At 67.0% G+C, this 18,542-nt stretch carries 17 protein-coding genes; 5 read left to right on the plus strand and 12 right to left on the minus strand.

Features of this window, described 5'->3' with window-relative positions; all coding sequences use genetic code 11:
• Positions 1-19 precede the first annotated feature (19 nt).
• Positions 20-943: an SDR family oxidoreductase gene (locus GXN78_RS06920; RefSeq protein WP_106557853.1), complete on the minus strand. Its 924-nt coding sequence runs from the start codon at positions 941-943 to the stop codon at positions 20-22.
• A gap of 41 nt (positions 944-984) precedes the next feature.
• Here GXN78_RS06920 and GXN78_RS06925 point away from each other — a divergent pair, with 41 nt between their 5' ends.
• Both GXN78_RS06925 and GXN78_RS06930 read left to right on the plus strand, forming a co-directional pair.
• Entirely contained in the window at positions 985-2,049 is a 1,065-nt protein-coding gene (locus GXN78_RS06925; RefSeq protein WP_106557854.1) for a CDP-6-deoxy-delta-3,4-glucoseen reductase, read from the plus strand.
• 35 nt (positions 2,050-2,084) lie between these two features.
• The gene (locus GXN78_RS06930; protein ID WP_106557855.1) at positions 2,085-3,062 is read left to right on the plus strand and encodes a tripartite tricarboxylate transporter substrate binding protein; all 978 of its coding nucleotides are present in this window, start codon (positions 2,085-2,087) and stop codon (positions 3,060-3,062) included.
• Between the two features lie 27 nt (positions 3,063-3,089).
• Here GXN78_RS06930 and GXN78_RS06935 read toward each other — a convergent pair whose 3' ends face one another.
• From GXN78_RS06935 to GXN78_RS06970, 8 genes are all read right to left on the minus strand, one after another.
• Positions 3,090-3,806, minus strand: coding sequence for an ABC transporter ATP-binding protein (locus tag GXN78_RS06935; protein ID WP_106557856.1), 717 nt, complete (start codon positions 3,804-3,806; stop codon positions 3,090-3,092).
• Between the two features lies 1 nt (position 3,807).
• Entirely contained in the window at positions 3,808-4,578 is a 771-nt protein-coding gene (locus GXN78_RS06940; RefSeq protein ID WP_106557857.1) for an ABC transporter ATP-binding protein, read from the minus strand.
• A gap of 16 nt (positions 4,579-4,594) precedes the next feature.
• Positions 4,595-5,785, minus strand: coding sequence for an ABC transporter ATP-binding protein (locus GXN78_RS06945; protein WP_106557858.1), 1,191 nt, complete (start codon positions 5,783-5,785; stop codon positions 4,595-4,597).
• 13 nt (positions 5,786-5,798) lie between these two features.
• Complete coding sequence (locus GXN78_RS06950) at positions 5,799-6,728, minus strand: branched-chain amino acid ABC transporter permease (RefSeq protein ID WP_106557859.1); 930 nt, start codon at positions 6,726-6,728, stop codon at positions 5,799-5,801.
• Between the two features lie 232 nt (positions 6,729-6,960).
• A complete protein-coding gene (locus tag GXN78_RS06955; RefSeq protein ID WP_106557860.1) occupies positions 6,961-8,256 on the minus strand; it encodes a replication-associated recombination protein A in 1,296 nt (431 codons plus the stop codon).
• Between the two features lie 81 nt (positions 8,257-8,337).
• The gene (lolA, locus tag GXN78_RS06960; RefSeq protein ID WP_106557922.1) at positions 8,338-8,976 is read right to left on the minus strand and encodes an outer membrane lipoprotein chaperone LolA; all 639 of its coding nucleotides are present in this window, start codon (positions 8,974-8,976) and stop codon (positions 8,338-8,340) included.
• Between the two features lie 16 nt (positions 8,977-8,992).
• Positions 8,993-11,377 carry a DNA translocase FtsK gene (locus GXN78_RS06965; RefSeq protein WP_106557861.1) on the minus strand — a complete coding sequence of 795 codons (2,385 nt, stop codon included), beginning with the start codon at positions 11,375-11,377 and terminating at the stop codon, positions 8,993-8,995.
• 133 nt (positions 11,378-11,510) lie between these two features.
• Positions 11,511-12,185 carry a Crp/Fnr family transcriptional regulator gene (locus GXN78_RS06970; protein ID WP_068681431.1) on the minus strand — a complete coding sequence of 225 codons (675 nt, stop codon included), beginning with the start codon at positions 12,183-12,185 and terminating at the stop codon, positions 11,511-11,513.
• Positions 12,186-12,348: 163 nt separating this feature from the next.
• On the opposite strand from GXN78_RS06970, the gene trxB reads away from it, so the two are divergent.
• From trxB to rpmG, 3 genes are all read left to right on the plus strand, one after another.
• Positions 12,349-13,311 (plus strand): thioredoxin-disulfide reductase, encoded by a 963-nt coding sequence (gene trxB, locus GXN78_RS06975; RefSeq protein ID WP_106557862.1) that lies wholly within the window; start codon positions 12,349-12,351, stop codon positions 13,309-13,311.
• Between the two features lie 176 nt (positions 13,312-13,487).
• The gene (gene rpmB / locus GXN78_RS06980; protein ID WP_086925294.1) at positions 13,488-13,721 is read left to right on the plus strand and encodes a 50S ribosomal protein L28; all 234 of its coding nucleotides are present in this window, start codon (positions 13,488-13,490) and stop codon (positions 13,719-13,721) included.
• An 11-nt stretch (positions 13,722-13,732) separates the two neighbouring features.
• Positions 13,733-13,906 (plus strand): 50S ribosomal protein L33, encoded by a 174-nt coding sequence (rpmG, locus tag GXN78_RS06985; protein ID WP_007830291.1) that lies wholly within the window; start codon positions 13,733-13,735, stop codon positions 13,904-13,906.
• 142 nt (positions 13,907-14,048) lie between these two features.
• Here the strand turns inward: rpmG and GXN78_RS06990 are convergent, their stop codons facing one another.
• The 3 genes from GXN78_RS06990 to GXN78_RS07000 all read right to left on the minus strand — a co-directional run bounded on the left by GXN78_RS06990 (position 14,049) and on the right by GXN78_RS07000 (position 18,535).
• Complete coding sequence (locus tag GXN78_RS06990) at positions 14,049-15,263, minus strand: fatty acid desaturase (protein ID WP_106557863.1); 1,215 nt, start codon at positions 15,261-15,263, stop codon at positions 14,049-14,051.
• A gap of 131 nt (positions 15,264-15,394) precedes the next feature.
• Entirely contained in the window at positions 15,395-16,666 is a 1,272-nt protein-coding gene (locus tag GXN78_RS06995) for an RsmB/NOP family class I SAM-dependent RNA methyltransferase (RefSeq protein WP_106557864.1), read from the minus strand.
• Positions 16,667-16,678: 12 nt separating this feature from the next.
• A complete protein-coding gene (locus GXN78_RS07000) occupies positions 16,679-18,535 on the minus strand; it encodes a M48 family metallopeptidase (RefSeq protein ID WP_106557865.1) in 1,857 nt (618 codons plus the stop codon).
• Between the last annotated feature and the right edge of the window lie 7 nt (positions 18,536-18,542).

An 18,542-nucleotide genomic window follows, 5' to 3' on the forward strand; every position in this document is an offset into this window, starting at 1 on the left:
TGGTGTGCCTCGAAGCAGATCAGGGCACCAGCCCCGTGGCGACGGTCGGATGAAGCAGGCGCACGCGCAACTCGCGCTTGAGCCGCGTATTGTCCAGCCGCCGAGACTCGCCCATGAAGCTCATCTGCGCCACGGGCAGCTGCGCCTGGGCCTCCTCGCGCGAAATGCGCGGCGGGCGCGGCAGGCCGTAGAGATCGGCCGCGAGGTCGATGTAGTCGCCGATCCTGAGCTCGCTGTCGTCGCTCACATGGAAGACGCGCTGCGGCCCGCCGCGCCACAGCGCGGCCACGCAGGCGCGTGCCAGGTCGTCGGCATGGATGTGGTTGGTGTAGACGTCGTCCTCGGCACGCAGCACCGGCGTGCGCTTGTGCAGCCGCTCCCGCGGAGTGCCGCCTTCGCGGTCGGGCGCATAAATGCCGGGAATGCGCAGGATGCGCGTCGCCACGCCGCCGCGTCCCAGCCAGCGCACGGCGCGCTCGGCATCGACGCGGCGATGTGCGCGGGGCGTGTCGGGCCGCACGGCGCGCGTCTCGTCGATGCGCGCGCCGCCGCAGTCCCCATAGACGCCGCTGGTCGAGCCGTAGACCAGCGCGGCCGGCAGCGTGCGCAGACGCAGGGCGCGCACCAGCGCGGCGGTGCGCTCATCGCGCCACCAGCGCGCACCTTCCGCGCGCGCGGGCGGTGCGAGGTGCAGCACGCGCGTGGCCAGGCCGGAGAGGCGGCGCAGCGTGGCGGCATCGTCGAGATCGGCCACGATCGGCGTGAGGCCGGCCTGCCGCAGGGCAGCCACCCGCTCGGGCGAGGAGGTCAGCGCGATGAGGCGCACGCGGCCGCGCAGCGCGCGCGCCGCCCGGAGGCCGACGTCGCCGCAGCCGACCACGAGCACCCGCTCGCGACGAAAGCGTGTAGGCCTGCTGCCGAACGGGCTGTTGAATCCGGGCAAAATCGGTGTCCTTTTTGCTGAACAAGAGTCGAAGAATACCCATGACGAGCGCAGCGCCTGACGAGGCGGGCTTCCACATCACGGTCGAGCCGAGTGGACGGCATTTCACCGCGCATGCCGACGAGACCATCCTCGCGGCCGGAATCCGCCAGGGCATCGGCCTGCCCTACGGCTGCAAGGACGGGGCCTGCGGCTCCTGCAAGTGCAAGAAGCTCTCGGGCGAGGTCACGCTGCGCCTGCATCAGAGCAAGGCGCTGAGCGCCGAGGAGGAAGCGGCCGGCTACGTGCTGACCTGCTGCGCAACGCCGCAGAGCGACGTGGTGCTCGAATCGCGCCAGGTCACCGACGCCAATGCCTTCCCGATCCGCAAGATGCCGGTGCGCGTGCAGTCCATCTCGAAGAAGTCGCACGACGTGGTGATGCTGCGCCTGCAGCTGCCGGCGGGCGAGCCGCTGCAGTTCCATGCCGGGCAGTACATCGAATTCATCCTGCGCGACGGCACGAGGCGCAGCTACTCCATGGCCAATGCGCCGCACACCCTGGGCGAGCCCGGCACCGGCATCGAACTGCACATCCGACACCTGCCGGGGGGAAAGTTCACCGACCATGTGTTCGGCGCGATGAAGGAGAAGGAGATCCTGCGCATCGAGGGGCCCTACGGCAGCTTCTTCCTGCGCGACGATTCCCCCAAGCCGATGGTGCTGCTGGCATCCGGCACGGGCTTCGCGCCGATCAAGGCGCTCTTGGAGCACATGAAGTTCAAGGGCATCGATCGGCCTGCGACCCTGTACTGGGGCGGGCGCCGGCCGGAGGACCTGTACATGGACGGCTGGGTGCGCTCTGCAATGGCCGAGATGCCGAACCTGCGCTATGTGCCGGTGATCTCGAACGCGGTGCCCGAGGACAACTGGCGCGGGCGCACGGGCTTCGTGCATCGGGCGGTGATGGAAGACTTCGCGGACCTGTCCGGCCACCAGGTGTATGCCTGCGGCGCGCCGATCGTGGTCGACTCGGCGAAGCACGACTATGTGGCGAAGCGTGGACTGCCGGAAGACGAGTTCTTCGCGGATGCGTTCACGACCGAGGCCGACAAGGCCGTGCCCTGATGTCTTGCGATTCGCCTCCACGCACAATCGAAACCATGAAAACCAGAGACTTCCTCCTCACCCTCCTCGCTTCCACCGCCCTCCTCGCTACAACGCAGGCCTCCGCGCAATCCGCACAGCATTCCATCCGCCTCGTCGTCCCCTACGCCGCCGGCGGCCCGATCGACGTCACGGCGCGCGTGCTGGCCGAGCGCGTGAAGGATTCGCTGGGCCCGGTCATCATCGACAACAAGCCCGGCGCGGGCGGCAACATCGGCGCCGACGCGGTGGCGAAGGCCGCGCCCGACGGCCTCACGATCGGCATCGCGGCGACTGCCACCAATGCGGTCAATCCATGGCTCTACAGCAAGATGCCTTTCGACGCCGCCACCGCCTTCGCGCCCATCACGCAGATGGTGCGCGTGCCCAACGTGCTGGTGATGAATGCCGAATCAGCGCAGCGCCTGAAGATCGCCAACCTGCGCGACCTGATCGCCTATGCCAAGGCCAACCCCGGCAAGCTCAACTACGGCAGCGGCGGCAACGGCAGCGCCGGCCACCTGGCGGGCGAGATGTTCAAGAAGGAAGCGGGCATCTTCGCCGTGCACATCCCCTACAACGGCGGCAACCCGGCGCAGCTGGCGCTGCTGTCGGGCCAGGTGGACTTCAACTTCGACAACCTCGCGACCGCGGCGCCGAACATCCGCTCGGGCAAGCTCAAGGCGATCGCCGTGACCACGGCCGAGCGCAGCAGCGCACTGCCCGAGGTGCCGACGGTGGCCGGCACGCTCAAGGGCTTCTCGATCGATACCTGGTGGGGCCTGGTGGCACCTGCAGGCACGCCCGCGCCGGTGCTGGACAAGCTCAACCGCGCCTTCGTCGCCGCGCTGAACGCGCCGGAAACGAAGACCCGGTTTGCCACGCTGCTGGCGGAGCCGGTCGCCAACACGCCGGATCAGTTCGGCGCGTTCATGAAGAGCGAGCTGGCGAAGTACGAGAAGGTGGTCAAGGCCACCGGCGCAAAAGTCGATTGAGGGCAGCGGCCGCGACGGCCGCTGTGTTCATTCGCCCAGGTAGGCCGCGCGCACCTTCGGATCGCTCAGCATCACCTTGGCGTCCCCGCTCATGGTGATCAGCCCCGACTCCATCACGTAGCCGCGATCGGCCAGCTGCAGCGCGCGGCTGGCGTTCTGCTCCACCAGCAGCACGGTGACGCCCTGGCCGTAGACCTGCTTCACCACCTCGAAGATCTTGTCGACCATGATCGGCGACAGGCCCATTGAGGGCTCGTCGAGCAGCAGCACTTTGGGGCGCGCCATCAGCGCGCGGCCCATCGCCAGCATCTGCTGCTCGCCGCCCGACATGGTGCCGGCCAGCTGCGTGGCGCGTTCCTTCAGGCGCGGGAAGGTGGCGAACACGCGGTCCATGTCCTTCGCGATCTCGGCCTTGTCCTTGCGGATGTAGGCGCCGATCTGCAGGTTCTCGGTGATGGTCATGCGCGTGAACACGCCGCGCCCCTCGGGCACCATCACCAGGCCCTCGCCCACCAGGTCCCAGGCGCCGCGACCCTTGATGCTCTTGCCGAGGAACTCGATGCTCCCGGCGGCAAAGGGCAAGGTGCCGGTGATGGCCTTCATGGTGGTGGTCTTGCCGGCGCCGTTGGAGCCGATCAGCGAGACCAGCTCCCCTTCGCGCACCTCGAAGTCGATGCCCTTCACCGCCTGGATGCCGCCGTAGGCGACCTTCAGGCCGCTCACCTTCAAAAGAGTTTGTGCCATCTCAATGTCCTCCCGTGCCGAGGTAGGCCTCGATCACCTTCTCGTTTTTCTGAACGTCCGCCGGCGTGCCTTCGGCGATCTGCTTGCCGTAATCGAGCACCGTCACGCGGTCGCACAGGCCCATCACCAGCTTCACGTCGTGCTCGATCAGCAGGATGGTGCGGTCGTCCTTGCGGATGCGGTCGATCAGTTCCCGCAGGAGCACCTTCTCGGTGGCGTTCATGCCGGCCGCGGGCTCGTCGAGCGCGATCAGCTGGGGGTCGGTGGCGAGCGCGCGGGCGATCTCGAGCCGGCGCTGGTCGCCGTAGCTCAAGGTGCGCGCCTTGTAGTCAGCGTACTTGCCGATGCCCACGTAGTCGAGCAGTTCCTGCGCGCGCTTGGCGATCGCCTCCTCCTCGGCCTTGAAGCCGCCGGTGCGGAACATGGCGCCCAGCACGCCAGAATGCGTGCGCACGTGGCGGCCCACCATCACGTTTTCCAGCGCGGTCATTTCCGCGAACAGCCGGATGTTCTGGAAGGTGCGCGCGATGCCCGCCTTGGCCACTTCGTGCACAGCGGTGGGCTGGTAGGGCTTGCCGCCCAGCTCGAAGCTGCCGCTGTCGGGTGTGTAGAGGCCGGTAATGACGTTGAAGAAGGTAGTCTTGCCGGCGCCGTTGGGGCCGATCAGGCCGTAGACCTGGCCGCGGGTGATCTTGATGCCCACGTCGGACAGCGCCTGCAGGCCGCCGAAGCGCTTGGAAATGCCGCGAACGTCGAGGACGGTTTCAGTCATGCTGGTACTCCCTCGTTCACGGATTGATGGACATCGGACGCGAGGCTTCGCCCGGCATCTCGTCGGCCGGCGTCGGCACGCCGGGTGCGTGGGCCTGCGTCGAGCCCGGCACCGGCGAAGGCGGCACGCCCTTGCGCTGCAGCGACTTGCCGTGCTCCGGCGTGGGCCAGAGGCCGCGCGGGCGCACCAGCATGATGATGATCATGGCCAGCGCGATGAAGAGCTGGCGCAGGATGGAAGCATCCAGCCGGCCGTCGGTCATGGCCTGCAGCGGCGCGGCCACGTAGCGCAGCACCTCGGGCAGCGCCGCCAGCAGCACCGCGCCCAGGATCACGCCCGGCAGATGCCCGATGCCGCCCAGCACCACCATGGCGACGATCATCACCGACTCCATCAGGCTGAAGGACTCGGGCGAGACGAAGCCCTGGAAGGCCGCGAACATGGCGCCGGAGACGCCGCCGAAGCTCGCGCCCATGCCGAAGGCCAGCAGCTTCATGTTGCGGGTGTTGATGCCCATGGCCTTGGCGGCGATCTCGTCCTCGCGGATCGCCATCCAGGCGCGGCCGATGCGCGAGAGCTGCAGCCGGTGCGAGATCAGGATGGTGATGAGCACCAGCGCGAGGAAGAGGTAGTAGTACAGCGAGACCGAGGAGATCGTGTAGTCGCCGAGCTTGAGCGCCTTGCCGAGGTTGAGGCCCCAGAAATGCACCGGGTCGATGGCGGTGATGCCCTTGGGCCCGTTCGTGAGGTTGAAGGGGTGGTCCAGGTTGTTGAGGAACACGCGGATGATCTCCCCGAAGCCGAGGGTCACGATCGCGAGGTAGTCGCCGCGCAGCTTCAGCGTGGGCGCGCCGAGAAGCACGCCGAAAAGGGCGGCGATCCCGAAGGCCGCGGGGATGATGAGCAGCAGCGAGCTGTGCATCCCGTTGGGGAACATGGCCTTCATCGCCGGGAAGGTGTCGGTCAGGTGCGGCGACCCCAGCAGCGCGAACATGTAGGCGCCGATGGCGAAGAAGGCGACGTAGCCCAGGTCCAGCAGGCCGGCATAGCCGACCACGATGTTCAGGCCCAGTGCCAGCAGCACGTAGAGCAGTGCGATGTCGGCGATGCGCACCCAGGCGTTGCCCTGGCTCTGCAGCAGCAGCGGCAGCACCAGCAGGCCGATGGCGGCGATCGCGATGTAGACGATCTTTTTGGTGTCTTTCATGGCGCGTCCTCCTTCAGGCCCGGTCCGCCACCCGCTCGCCGAGCAGGCCCGAGGGCCGCAGCGTGAGCATGATGATCAGCACGATGAACGCGAAGATGTCGCTGTAGTGGCTGCCGAGGATGTCGCCGGTGAGCGCCCCGATGTAGCCCGAGCCGATGGCCTCGATCAGCCCCAGCAGGATGCCGCCGACCACCGCGCCCGCGAGGTTGCCGATGCCCCCGAACACCGCCGCGGTGAAGGCCTTGAGGCCCGGGATGAAGCCCATCGCATGCTGCGCGATGCCGTAGTTGGAGGCGTACATCACGCCGGCGACCGCCGCCAGCACCGCGCCGATGATGAAGGTGGCCGAGATCACCATGTCGGGGCGGATGCCCATCAGCGCCGCGACCCGCGGGTTTTCGGCGGTGGCGCGCATCGCGCGGCCGAGCTTGGTGTAGTTGACCAGCCACATCAGCACCACCAGGCAGAAGGCGGTGACGCTGAGGATCATGACCTGGGTCGGCGAGATCACCGCGCCGCCGACATTGATGGGTGTGCTGGGCAGCAGCGTGGGATAAGCCTTGTTGGTGGGCTTCCAGATGATCATCGCGATGGTCTGCAGCAGGATCGACATGCCGATGGCGGTGATCAGCGGCGCCAGCTTGGGGCTGTTGCGCAGCGGCCGGTAGGCCACTTTCTCGATCGTGAAGTTGAGCGTGGCGGCGACCACGCAGGCAATGATGAGCGCGATGATGAGGATGATCCACCCGGGGGTGCCGGGCATCGCGGTCTGCATCCAGCCGATGATGGTCCAGCTGGTCAGCGCCCCGACCATGAGGACCTCGCCGTGCGCGAAATTGATGAGGTTGATGATGCCGTACACCATGGTATAGCCCAAGGCTATCAAGGCGTACATGCTGCCGAGGACCAGACCGTTGATGATCTGTTGCAGCAAGATGTCCATAGCGGATCCCTTTTTTGTATTAGACGCCCTTGGTTGGCGCCCGACGTACCAGATGCACCGGTTCGGCGCCCTGGCTTCGCTTAGCAAAAAACCCGCCAGCATGTATCGACGGCGGGTTTGTGGCCGGGATTGTAGTCACGCCGGATCGCCATTTCGGTGCGCGGCGACCGGGGTTTTCCCGCTGGTGCGGCGTATCCGGGGCCAGGCCGTATCAGCGGCGATACATCGCGTATCAGCGATCCGCGCCCTCGTTGCGCTTGCGCAGCTCCCGCAGCTTCTCCGCGATGCGGATTTCCAGGCCACGCTCCACCGGCCGATAAAAGGGCTGCGGCGGCTCGACGCCGTCGGGCAGGTAGCGCTCGCCGGCAGCGAAGCCGCCCTCCTCGTCATGCGCGTAGCGGTAGCCCTTGCCGTAGTCGAGCTGCTTCATGAGCCGCGTCGGCGCGTTGCGCAGGTGCAGGGGCACCGGGCGCGTACTGTCCTGCTGGACCAAAGCGCGGACCTCGTTGTAGGCCTGGTAGACCGCGTTCGACTTGGGCGCGATCGCGAGGTAGACCACGCATTCGGCCAGCGCCAGTTCGCCCTCGGGCGAGCCCAGGCGCTCGTAGACCTCGGCCGCGTCGAGGGCCAGGCGCAGCGCGCGCGGGTCGGCCAGGCCGATGTCCTCGCTGGCCATGCGCACCAGGCGGCGCGCCATGTAGCGCGGGTCGGCGCCACCATCGAGCATGCGCACGAACCAGTAGAGCGCGGCGTCGGGATCGCTGCCGCGCACCGACTTGTGGAGCGCGGAGATGGTGTCGTAGAACTGCTCGCCGCCCTTGTCGTAGCGGCGCATGCGCTCGCCGAGCACGCGCAGGAGCCACTCGTCGCCGATGTCGCCGCGCTTCTCGGCGGTGGCCGCGACGGAAAGGGTCTCGAGCGTGTTGAGCAGCCGGCGCGCGTCGCCGTCGGCATAGGCCACGAGGCGCTCCACAGCCTTCGCCTCGATGGCGGGCACGGCCTGGATGTCCTGGGCCCGCGTGACGATCTGGCGCAGGTCGTCCTCGGTCAGCGACTTCAGCACGTACACGGCGGCGCGCGACAGCAGCGCCGAGTTCACCTCGAAGGAGGGGTTCTCCGTGGTGGCGCCGATGAAGGTGAACAGGCCCGACTCCACATGCGGCAGGAAGGCGTCCTGCTGGCTCTTGTTGAAGCGGTGCACCTCGTCGACGAAAACGATGGTGCGGCGCTGCTCCAACCCGTCGCGCGCGGTGGTCGCGCGCTCGACCGCTTCGCGGATGTCCTTCACGCCGCCGAGCACCGCGCTGATGCTGAGGAACTGGGCGTCGAAGGCATCGGCCATCAGCCGCGCGATGGTGGTCTTGCCGGTGCCGGGCGGGCCCCAAAGAATGCAGGAATGCGGCTGGCCAGACTCGAACGCGATGCGCAGCGGCATGCCCGGGCCGAGCAGATGCTGCTGGCCGATGACCTCGCCCAGGGTCTTGGGGCGCAGGCGCTCGGCCAGGGGTTGATGGGAGGTAGGGGCCATGGAAGGCGTAGTGTCGCGCATGCGTCGCGCGCCCCCCGGCGGGAAGCCGGGGCATCGAGGGGCGGCGGCCGCGCCGCCGCGCTATTGGCGGATCACGTCCGCGCCGGCCGGCGCCTTGAACTGGAAAGTGCTCGCAGGCAGGGCCGGGTTGACCTCGACCTTGCTGAACTTCAGCACCGAGCGCTGGCCGAAGCTGTCGAGGATCTCCAGCGATGCCAGGGCCTCGCCCTGGAAGCCGACCTGCACGTTCTGCAGTTGCCCGTCCTTGCTCTTCGGACTGGCCTTGACCCATTGCAGGCCATCGCGTTCTGGGGCTCCCTCGAGCGTGAAATCGGCCTTCAGGGCGCGCAAGTCGGCCGCGGAGGCGATCAGCGCGGCGGGCGTCGAGCCCAGGGCCTGCGATTGCTTGCGCTGGGTGACCTGGTTCAGGTCGGTGTCGTAGAGCCAGAGCGTCTCGCCGTCGGCCACGATGCTCTGGGCGAAGGGCTTCTTGTAGTCGAACTTGAACTTGCCCGGGCGCTGGAATTCGAAGGTGCCGCTCGACACCTTGGCGCGCGAAGGCTGCCCCTCCTTGGCGGGTGCAGTCACGGTCTGGGTGAACTCCGCGCGGCCCGACTTCGTGTTCTTCACGAAGGCCTCGAGGCTTTCCATGCCGCCGGCCCAGGCGCCGCTCGCGAAGGCGGCGAGGCCGAGGGTTGCAAACAATTTCTTCAACAGCATCATCCCTTGTGTTCCGTCATTCGGCGCGCGCTGGCACCAGAATCTCGCGCTGGCCGCTGCCGCTCATCGCGCTGACCAGCCCCGCCTGTTCCATGTCCTCGACCAGCCGCGCGGCGCGGTTGTAGCCGATCTTCAGGTGGCGCTGCACCAGCGAGATGCTGGCCTTGCGGTTCTTGAGCACGACTTCGACCGCCTGGTCGTACATCGGGTCCTTCTCGCCGCCTTCGCCGCCGCCTTCACCGAGTAGATCGCCTTCACCGTCGACGGTTCCACCTTCGAGCACCCCTTCGATGTAGTCCGGTTCCCCTTGTGACTTGAGGTAGGCGACGACACGGTGCACCTCATCGTCGCTCACGAAGGCGCCGTGCACGCGCACCGGCAGGCCGGTGCCGCTCGCCATGTAAAGCATGTCGCCCATGCCCAGCAGCGCCTCGGCGCCCATCTGGTCGAGGATGGTGCGCGAGTCGATCTTGCTCGACACTTGGAAGGCGATGCGGGTGGGAATGTTGGCCTTGATCAGGCCCGTGATCACGTCCACGCTGGGCCGCTGCGTGGCGAGGATCAGGTGGATGCCGGCGGCGCGCGCCTTCTGCGCCAGCCGGGCGATCAGCTCCTCGATCTTCTTGCCCACCACCATCATCAGGTCGGCGAGCTCGTCGATGACCACCACGATGTGCGGCTCGCGCTTGAGCGGTTCGGGGTCGTCCGGCGTCAGGCTGAAGGGGTTGTAGATGAACTCTTCGCGCGCCTTGGCCTCGTCGATCTTGGTGTTGTAGCCCGCGAGGTTGCGCACGCCCAGCTTGCTCATCAGCTTGTAGCGGCGCTCCATCTCGGCGACGCACCAGTTGAGGCCGTGGGCGGCCTGGCGCATGTCGGTGACCACCGGCGCAAGCAGATGCGGGATGCCCTCGTAGACCGACATCTCGAGCATCTTCGGGTCGATCATGAGCAGCCGCACGTCGCGGGCCTCGGCCTTGTAGAGCAGGCTCAGGATCATCGCGTTGATACCCACCGACTTGCCAGAGCCGGTGGTACCGGCCACCAGCACGTGCGGCATCTTCGCGAGGTCGGCGACCACGGGGTTGCCGATGATGTCCTTGCCCAGGCCCATGGTGAGCATGGACTTGCCCTCGTTGTAGACCTGCGAGCCCAGGATCTCGCTGAGCTTGATCGACTGCCGCTTGGCGTTCGGCAGCTCGAGCGCCATGTAGTTCTTGCCGGGGATGGTCTCGACCACGCGGATGGAGACCAGCGACAGCGAGCGCGCGAGGTCCTTGGCGAGGTTGACGATCTGCGAGCCCTTGACGCCGGTGGCCGGCTCGATCTCGTAGCGCGTGATCACCGGGCCGGGCGAGGCCAGCACCACGCGGACCTCCACGCCGAAGTCCTTGAGCTTCTTCTCGATCAGGCGTGAGGTCATCTCCAGCGTGTCGGCCGACACCGTTTCCTGGCGTCCCTGCGCGGCATCGAGCAAATCCACCTGCGGCAGCTTGCTGTCGGGCAGTTCGCGGAACAGCGGCTTCTGGCGCTCCTTGGCGACGCGGTCGCTCTTGGGCACCTCGGTCAGGGCGGGCTCGATCTGCACCGGCGGCGCAGGCGGCCGGCGCTTGGGGCGCGGCACGATGCGCAATTCCTCTTCGGGCGAATCGGGCTCGTCGCCCTGCTCCACCGACGCCAGCTCCTCACGCTCGCGCATGGCCTTCTTGCCCATCGCGATGTCCTCGGCGATCTCGCGCTTCTCGCGGCGCGATTCGAACAGCGAATAGAGGCGCGCGCCGATGCGCTCGGCGATCTGGCTCCAGGAGAAGCGAAACACCAGGGCCGAGCCGATCACGCCGGCGGCGATGGCGATGAGCGCCGAGCCGGTAAAGCCCATCCACTTGACGCTCGCAGGCCCCACCAGGTAGCCGAGCACGCCGCCGCCATGGCCCGGCAGGTGCGCTTCGAGCCGGTAGAGGCGCGACCACTCGAGCACCACGCTGGCGCACAACAGCAGCACCAGGCCGAACCAGAAGGCCAGGCGGCTGCGGTTGAAGCGACCGCGTGGAGGTTGTTCGGCCGCGGCCGCTTCGCCGCCGCGCATCCAGCCGGCCAGCGAGGACAGCCACACGCGCAGCCCGGCCGCGAGGCACCACCAGACGGAGTAGCCGGCCAGAAAATAGCTGGCATCAGCCAGCCAGGCGCCGATGCGGCCACCCCAGTTCTTGATCTCGCCACCGGTGCCCGAGGTGGACCAAGCGGCGTCCGAGGGCGTGAAGCTCAGCATGGCAAGCAGCCAGAACAGCAACGCGACGAAACCGGCGATCAGCGTGATCTCGTGCGCGAAGCGCATCGCGCGGGCCCGCACGGGCTGCGCATCGCCCGACGCGGAGGATTGAAGGGTATTGAGCGAATAGGTCATGGAAGGCACGGCCGCCGGCCCGCGTAAGCGGGCGAGCAACGCACGGAAACTACAACGAACACCATCGCGGCCGCGTTGTCATCGGGGCCGGCGATGCGAAGGCCGGCCGGCCGCGAGGCCGCCGGCCGGAAGGTCAGGCGAGCGATGAGAGCCGTTCCTTGACGATCATGGAGCCATCGGGCTGCGTCTGGACGAAGCCGCGCTCCTCGAGGTCCTTCATGACGCGGCTGACCATCTCGCGCGAGGCCCCGACCATCTTGGCCAGGTCTTGCCGCGAGATCTTGTCGCGCACCTTGAGGTTGCCTGCGCCATCGTCCACCGCGAACTCGAGCAGCGAGCGCGCCACGCGGCCATAGACGTCCATCAGCGCCAGCGATTCGATCTTGCGGTCGGCGTGGCGCAGCCGCGAGACCAGGCCGCGCATGATGTTATAGGACATCGAGGAGTTCTCGGGCAGGCAGCGTGCGAAGGCCTCGCGGCCGAGCATCAAAACGTCGGTCTGGACCTCGGTGCGCACCGTGGCTGAGTGCGGCTCGTCGTCGATCATGCTCATCTCGCCGATGTAGTCGCCCGGATGCAGCGTCGCCAGGATGACCTCGCGGCCACGGCTATCGGTACTCATCACGCGGGCGCGCCCGGTCAGGATGATGTAGAGCGCATCCGACTTCTTGCCCTGCTCGACCACCACCTCGGCGCGCTTGAAACGCTTCTTGACGATCGCATCGGCGATGCTCGCCGACTGGGCCGGCGTGAGCGCGGCGAACAGCGGCACGCGGCGGAGCAATTCAAGATTGGACAGCATCGACATTCATCAATCCCCGGATCTACCGCGCGATTGAAAAGCCCATGCATTAATACAATCGCACGCATTGAAAACACCCCACGCCCGGTCTTGAACCGAACGGTGATACTCCATATCTACCCTTGAAAATGTACACGCTGATGCAGCGTCAAACCTAGGTTTTCTACTCATGTCGTCCTCTCCACGCCACGCCAAGGTACTCATTCTGGGCTCCGGCCCTGCCGGATATACCGCTGCCGTCTATGCGGCGCGCGCCAATTTGCAGCCCATGCTCATCACCGGCATCGCCCAGGGCGGCCAACTGATGACGACCACCGACGTCGACAACTGGCCGGCCGACGTGCATGGCGTCCAGGGGCCCGATCTGATGCAGCGCTTCCTGGAACACGCAGAGCGCTTCAAAACCGAGATCGTGTTCGATCACATCAACAAGGTGGACCTGAGCAAGCGCCCGTTCACGCTGACCGGCGACAGCGGCACCTACACCTGCGACTCACTGGTGATCGCCACCGGCGCCTCGGCCAAGTACCTGGGGCTGGAGTCCGAGCAGCACTTCATGGGGCGCGGCGTCTCCGGCTGCGCGACCTGCGACGGCTTCTTCTATCGCGAACAGGAGGTCTGCGTGATCGGCGGCGGCAACACCGCGGTCGAGGAGGCGCTCTACCTCTCGAACATCGCGAGCAAGGTCACGCTGGTGCACCGCCGCGACAAGTTCCGCGCCGAGCCGATCCTGATCGACAAGCTCCACGAGAAGGTCAAGGAAGGCAAGATCGAGCTCAAGCTGCACAGCACGCTGGACCAGGTGCTGGGAGACGATTCGGGCGTGACCGGCGTCCGCCTGAAGAACACCCAGACCGGGGCGACCGAGCAGGTGGACCTCAAGGGCTGTTTCATCGCGATCGGCCACCATCCAAATACCGACATCTTCCAGGGCCAGTTGGAGATGAAGGACGGCTACATCCTCACCCGTTCGGGCCTTCAGGGCTTCGCGACCATGACCAGCATTCCGGGCGTCTTCGCGGCCGGCGACGTGCAGGACCACGTGTACCGCCAGGCCATCACCAGCGCCGGCACCGGCTGCATGGCGGCGCTGGATGCTCAGCGCTTCCTGGAGCAAGACGGCACGCTTTGAGCCAGGAGCGGGTGTTGGGGCTATAATCCAAGGCTTTGCCGAATTCGGCGCCCTCTTCAAGGGGCAGAGCCTGGTCGGCAAGCCGGGATACCGCCACCCGTTTCTGGCGAGGTCAAGCTGCAACCCACCCCCGCAATCCTTGCGCCGGGTGCCAGCTGTTCAAGAAAGAGTTCCACATGGCACGCGTATGCGAAGTCACGGGCAAGGGCCCGATGGTCGGAAACAACGTTTCCCACGCCAACAACAAAACCAAGCGCCGGTTCCTGCCGAACCTGCAATACCGCCGTTTCTTTGTCGAGAGCGAAAACCGCTGGGTGCGCCTGCGTGTTTCGGGCGCCGCGCTGCGCCTGATCGACAAGAAGGGCATCGATGCCGTGCTCGCAGACCTGCGTGCGCGCGGCCAAGCCTAAGGAGCTGAATCATGGCAACGAGCAAAGGCGGACGCGAGAAGATCAAGCTGGAATCCACCGCGGGTACCGGCCATTTCTACACCACCAGCAAGAACAAGAAGACGATGCCCGAAAAGATGTCGATCATGAAGTTCGACCCGAAGGCACGCAAGCACGTCGAATACAAGGAAATCAAGCTGAAGTGATTCGGCCGATTTCTGGATGAAAACCCGCTGTGATCCAGCGGGTTTTTTATTGCCCTTTATTCGCCCAATGCGGGCAAATAAAAAGCCGGCTCGAAGGCCGGCTTTTTATTGGGGGGGCTCACTCAAGGCCCCGATGAATCCGTCAGGCGCGCGCAGCGCGTAGGCGCGTGGAGAAGTCACGCAGCCCCGCGATCCCGCTGGCCTCCGCGCGATGGCACCAGGCGGCCAGATCGGCGGCCAGCTGCTCGCGCGACTGCGAGGTGTTGAGCCAGAGCTGGCGCAACTCCTCGCGCATCGTCACCATCTTGTCGAGCACCGGGTGGGCCGCACGGGCCTGCACCAGGTTCGAACGCATGGTGGCCGGCACCTTGTCCTCGTCGCGATGCAGCCAGCGCTTGGCAGCCTTCAACGCCGACAGGTCGGCCCCCTTGGCCTTGAGCTGCGCCAGTTCCTGCTTGGTGGCGCGGCGCATCTCGCGGGCGTAGCCCGCCATCACTTCGTAGCGGTTGGCGATGACGGCTTCCAGCGTTTTCTGGTCGGCCACCGGCTGGATGTCGCCCAACAGCATCTTCGGCGGCACCTTCTTGACCTTGGCCCAGCCGATCTTCTGCATCAGGCTGATGTAGATCCAGCCGATGTCGAACTCGTACTTCTTGACCGAGAACTTGGCCGAGGTCGGGTAGGTATGGTGGTTGTTGTGCAGCTCCTCACCGCCGATGATCAGGCCCCAGGGCATGATGTTGCGGCTGGCGTCGGGCGCCTCGAAGTTGCGATAGCCCCAGTAGTGGCCGATGCCGTTGATGACGCCGGCCGCAGTGATCGGGATCCACAGCATCTGGACCGCCCAGACCGCCATGCCGAGCGTGCCGAAGAGCGCCAGGTTGATTACCAGCATGAGGCCCACGCCCTGCCAGCTGTAGCGCGAATAGAGGTTGCGCTCGAGCCAGTCGTCCGGCGTGCCGTGGCCGTAGCGCTCCATCGTCTCCTTGTTCTTCGACTCGGCGCGGTAGAGCTCGGCGCCGCGCCACAGCACCTCGTCGATGCCCTTGACCTGCGGGCTGTGCGGGTCTTCCTCGGTCTCGCATTTGGCGTGGTGCTTGCGATGGATCGCCACCCACTCCTTGGTCACCATGCCGGTGCCGAGCCAGAGCCAGAAGCGGAAGAAGTGAGAAGGGATCGGGCCCAGATCCATGGCCCGATGCGTCTGGGTGCGGTGCAGGAAGATCGTGACCGCAGCGATCGTGATGTGCGTGGTGACCAGCGTGTACAGCACGACCTGCCACCACGTGAGATCCCACAGGCCGTTCCCGAGCCAGTCGATGGCCGCGCTCAGGATGGCAGAGTCAGGAAGCAACATTGAATTCGGTACTCCATGGCCGCACGAAGGTGCAGCCTTCAGGTAACCAGCGATTTTAAAGGGCGGCTCCTCAAAAAGGGGCTAAATCCTTGATCTGTAACAAGTAATCGCCCTTCTTTGAGGGTTTCGCCCTATTTCTTCTGCCAAACCGCGGCAAAGAAGCCGTCGGTGGAATGACGGTGCGGCCAAAGCCGCAGATACCGCGCCCCGGCGTCGCCGCCCGCGCAGAGGTTTTCGGGACCGGCCACCTTCAGGGCGCCCAGCAGCGGCGCGACATCCAGGACCTCGAAATCCGGATGGGCCGCGCCAAAGGCCTCGGCAATGGCTTCGTTCTCCTCCGGCAGCACGCTGCAGGTGGCATAGACCAAGCGCCCTCCCGGCTTCACCAGGCGCGCGGCGCTCTGCAGGATCGCAGCCTGCTTGGCGATCAGTTCCTCGATGGCCTTGGGCGACTGCCGCCACTTGAGGTCCGGATTGCGGCGCAGCGTGCCCAGGCCCGAACACGGCGCGTCCACCAGCACGCGGTCGATCTTGCCCGCCAGGCGCTTGATGCGCTCGTCGCGCTCGTGAGCGATGGCCGCCGGATGCACGTTCGACAGCTTGCTGCGCGCCAACCGCGGCTTGAGGGCATCGAGCCGGTGCGCCGAGGTGTCGAAGGCATAGAGCCGCCCTGTGTTGCGCATGGTGGCACCGATCGCGAGCGTCTTGCCGCCCGCGCCGGCGCAGAAATCGACCACCATCTCGCCACGTTTGGCGTCGAGCAGCAGGGCCAGCAGCTGCGAGCCTTCGTCCTGCACCTCGACCGCGCCGCGGGCGAAGGCGTCGAGCCTGGCGAGCGCCGGCTTTCCATCGACGCGCAGGCCCCAGGGAGAGAAAGGCGTGGGGGCGGCCGGGATGCCCGCGAGGCCCAGCTCCTTTTGCACATCCGGGCGCTTGTCGGTCAGCGCGTTGACCCGCAGATCGAGCGGCGCGGGCTGCTGCAGGCTTTGCACCAGTGGCCAGAAACCCTCGCCCAGCTGCGCCTTCAGCGGCGCCACCAGCCATTCAGGCAGGTTGTGGCGATGGCGTTCCAGCAGGTCTTCGGACTTGACCGCATCGCACTGGTCAAGCCAGCGCTTCTCTATGTCGCTGAGCGCGCTCTTGAGGAAATCGCGCGGACCGTGGAAGCCGAGGATGGCCATGCGCCGCTCCTTCGGCCCGCTGCCGGATGGCGACATGTGGTCGAACAGCAGCTTCTTGCGCAGCACGGTGTAGACCGTCTCGGCCAGCGTGGCGCGCTCGCGCGGCCCCAGCTCGCGGTGCTCGCGAAAGTAACGGGAGACGACCTGGTCGGCCGGATGATCGAATTTGAGGGCCAGGCCGACCAGTTCGGCGCAGGAATCGAGGAGGGCTCGGGGATGCATGCCCCGATTGTCTCAGCCTGCCGTGCGAGCCCAGATCAGCGCGAAGGCCTGCTGCTCGATCTCCGCCAGCGTCGGCGAATGCCCGGCCCACAGCACCAGGGCGGCGCCCGGCAGGCTCAGCGTCTGCTCCAGCTCGCGACACAGGTTCCAGCGCTCCTCGTCGGACAGGCCCGGCAGCTCGAGGAACACCACGTAGGCGCGGCGCCACGGAAACTCGCGCAGGTTCTTGCGCACCAGCCAAGCCCGCGCGACGGCCTTGCAGCGCACCAGGTCCGCCCGCAGCTCGCCCAGCTCGAAGTCGTTCAGGTCGTGGTGGGCGATCTGGCTGAAGAAGGGCGTGCTCGTGATCTCCTCCCAGGCGCGCTGCTCGGCCTCTTCCGCGGTCTTCATCCGCTCCCGCCAGCGCTTGAGGGCGGCCTCGTCGTGCGGCCCGGCATCGGTGTCCTCGAGCAGCGCGACCGCATTCCGGGCCGCCCACCAGCGGGTGGCGGTGCTGGACTCGTGCAGCCGGTCCAGCACCGCGAGGCGGGCCGGGCGGTCCTTCGCCGGCAGCGTCTGCGCCAGGCCCCGCAGTGCGCCAGCGTGGTCGGGCGTGACCTGCAAGGCACGCTCGTAGTGCCCGCGCACATCGGCCCTTGCATCCAGGCGGCGCTCGCAATCAGCCCATTCGACCATTTCGTCCGCGCTGTTGCGCCCTGCGCCGGCGGCCAGGGCCGTGGCCCGTTGCCGCACCCGCAGGAGGTAGGCATGGTGCTGCTTCCAGTCGCTGGCGTGAGTGCGGCGCCATTCCGCATCGAAATGACCGATCCAGCGCGCCCGGTCGGCCAGCAGGCCGAGTGCCGACTTGGCCGACCAAGCCGGCAGCACCGCCTTCTCGTCGAGAGCATCGAGCCGGTCCCGCAGCACCGGGTGGGTATCGTCGACATCGCTCACGCGCCGCAGCGCGCCGCGCAAGGCCTCGCGCGCCAGCTCAGGCGCGACGGGCGCGATCAACTGCACCTCCATCGCCGCGAAAGGGCCGGCCGGCAGCGCCTCCGTGGCTGCGCGCGCCCAGTGCGCGGGCCAGAATTCGTTCGCGTACCAACTGCTCTTGACGGCAATCTCGGCCAGCGCGGCGGCCGCCACGTCCGGCCCGAGCAGTCGGGCCGAGATGCGGTCGGCCTCGTACTCGTCCTGCCGCGCCAGCGCGAAGGTCTTGGCGGCGAAGCGCGGGAAGTACCAGCGGAAGAAGGCCTGCGAGGCCAGCGCCATGACGCCGCTGTCGTTCTGCAGGTTGGCGTCGAGCTTGAGCCAGGACAGGCGCGTGCGGTAGATCCAGGCGCTCAGCTTGCCGTGGTTCCCGCGCAGGTGACCGTACTCATGGGCCAGCACCGACAGCAGCCGGCGCCGGTCCAGCGCCATCAGCAGCGGCAGCCCCACGCTCAGGTAATTGACCGCGCCGCCGAAGAGGCCGAAGCGCGGCAGCTGGCGGATGCTGGCGTTGAACTCGCCGTCGAGGTAGACATGGTGAACCGGCGGTCCGTCGATCTTCCGGCGGATGCGGTCCAGTCCTTCGAAGAGCTGGGGCGCATCTTCGGGCGCCAGCCGCACGCCCTGCGGTTCGTCCAGCCGAACCCAGAGCGCCCGCAGCGTGGCCCATAGCAGGCCGAGCGCGAATAGCAGCAGCCAGCCCCGCGTGAAATTGAAGCGCCCATGCCCCAGCGAAAGCAGCACCCAGGCGATGATGCCGACCGCGAGCGCCATGCACGCGATCACCCACAAGTAGCCCAGCGCGGCGAACACCGCGACCCCGCGGCGATAGCCCTGGCTGTCGTCCGCGCTGGCATGCTCGCTCAAGCGCACGAGGTGAACAAAATCGGCGCGATCCATCCCGACT

The sequence above is a fragment of the Variovorax sp. WS11 genome (assembly GCF_010499245.1).
Classification (GTDB): Bacteria; Pseudomonadota; Gammaproteobacteria; order Burkholderiales; family Burkholderiaceae_C; genus Variovorax.

Excerpts from the sequence above, each read along its gene's own strand:
- GXN78_RS06925 (WP_106557854.1), top strand. The coding sequence starts at position 985 with ATGACGAGCGCAGCGCCTGACGAGGCGGGCTTCCACATCACGGTCGAG.
- GXN78_RS06930 (WP_106557855.1), top strand. The coding sequence starts at position 2,085 with ATGAAAACCAGAGACTTCCTCCTCACCCTCCTCGCTTCCACCGCCCTC.
- GXN78_RS06935 (WP_106557856.1), bottom strand. The coding sequence starts at position 3,806 with ATGGCACAAACTCTTTTGAAGGTGAGCGGCCTGAAGGTCGCCTACGGC.
- GXN78_RS06940 (WP_106557857.1), bottom strand. The coding sequence starts at position 4,578 with ATGACTGAAACCGTCCTCGACGTTCGCGGCATTTCCAAGCGCTTCGGC.
- GXN78_RS06945 (WP_106557858.1), bottom strand. The coding sequence starts at position 5,785 with ATGAAAGACACCAAAAAGATCGTCTACATCGCGATCGCCGCCATCGGC.
- GXN78_RS06950 (WP_106557859.1), bottom strand. The coding sequence starts at position 6,728 with ATGGACATCTTGCTGCAACAGATCATCAACGGTCTGGTCCTCGGCAGC.
- GXN78_RS06955 (WP_106557860.1), bottom strand. The coding sequence starts at position 8,256 with ATGGCCCCTACCTCCCATCAACCCCTGGCCGAGCGCCTGCGCCCCAAG.
- lolA (WP_106557922.1), bottom strand. The coding sequence starts at position 8,976 with ATGCTGTTGAAGAAATTGTTTGCAACCCTCGGCCTCGCCGCCTTCGCG.
- GXN78_RS06965 (WP_106557861.1), bottom strand. The coding sequence starts at position 11,377 with ATGACCTATTCGCTCAATACCCTTCAATCCTCCGCGTCGGGCGATGCG.
- GXN78_RS06970 (WP_068681431.1), bottom strand. The coding sequence starts at position 12,185 with ATGTCGATGCTGTCCAATCTTGAATTGCTCCGCCGCGTGCCGCTGTTC.
- trxB (WP_106557862.1), top strand. The coding sequence starts at position 12,349 with ATGTCGTCCTCTCCACGCCACGCCAAGGTACTCATTCTGGGCTCCGGC.
- rpmB (WP_086925294.1), top strand. The coding sequence starts at position 13,488 with ATGGCACGCGTATGCGAAGTCACGGGCAAGGGCCCGATGGTCGGAAAC.
- rpmG (WP_007830291.1), top strand. The coding sequence starts at position 13,733 with ATGGCAACGAGCAAAGGCGGACGCGAGAAGATCAAGCTGGAATCCACC.
- GXN78_RS06990 (WP_106557863.1), bottom strand. The coding sequence starts at position 15,263 with ATGTTGCTTCCTGACTCTGCCATCCTGAGCGCGGCCATCGACTGGCTC.
- GXN78_RS06995 (WP_106557864.1), bottom strand. The coding sequence starts at position 16,666 with ATGCATCCCCGAGCCCTCCTCGATTCCTGCGCCGAACTGGTCGGCCTG.
- GXN78_RS07000 (WP_106557865.1), bottom strand. The coding sequence starts at position 18,535 with ATGGATCGCGCCGATTTTGTTCACCTCGTGCGCTTGAGCGAGCATGCC.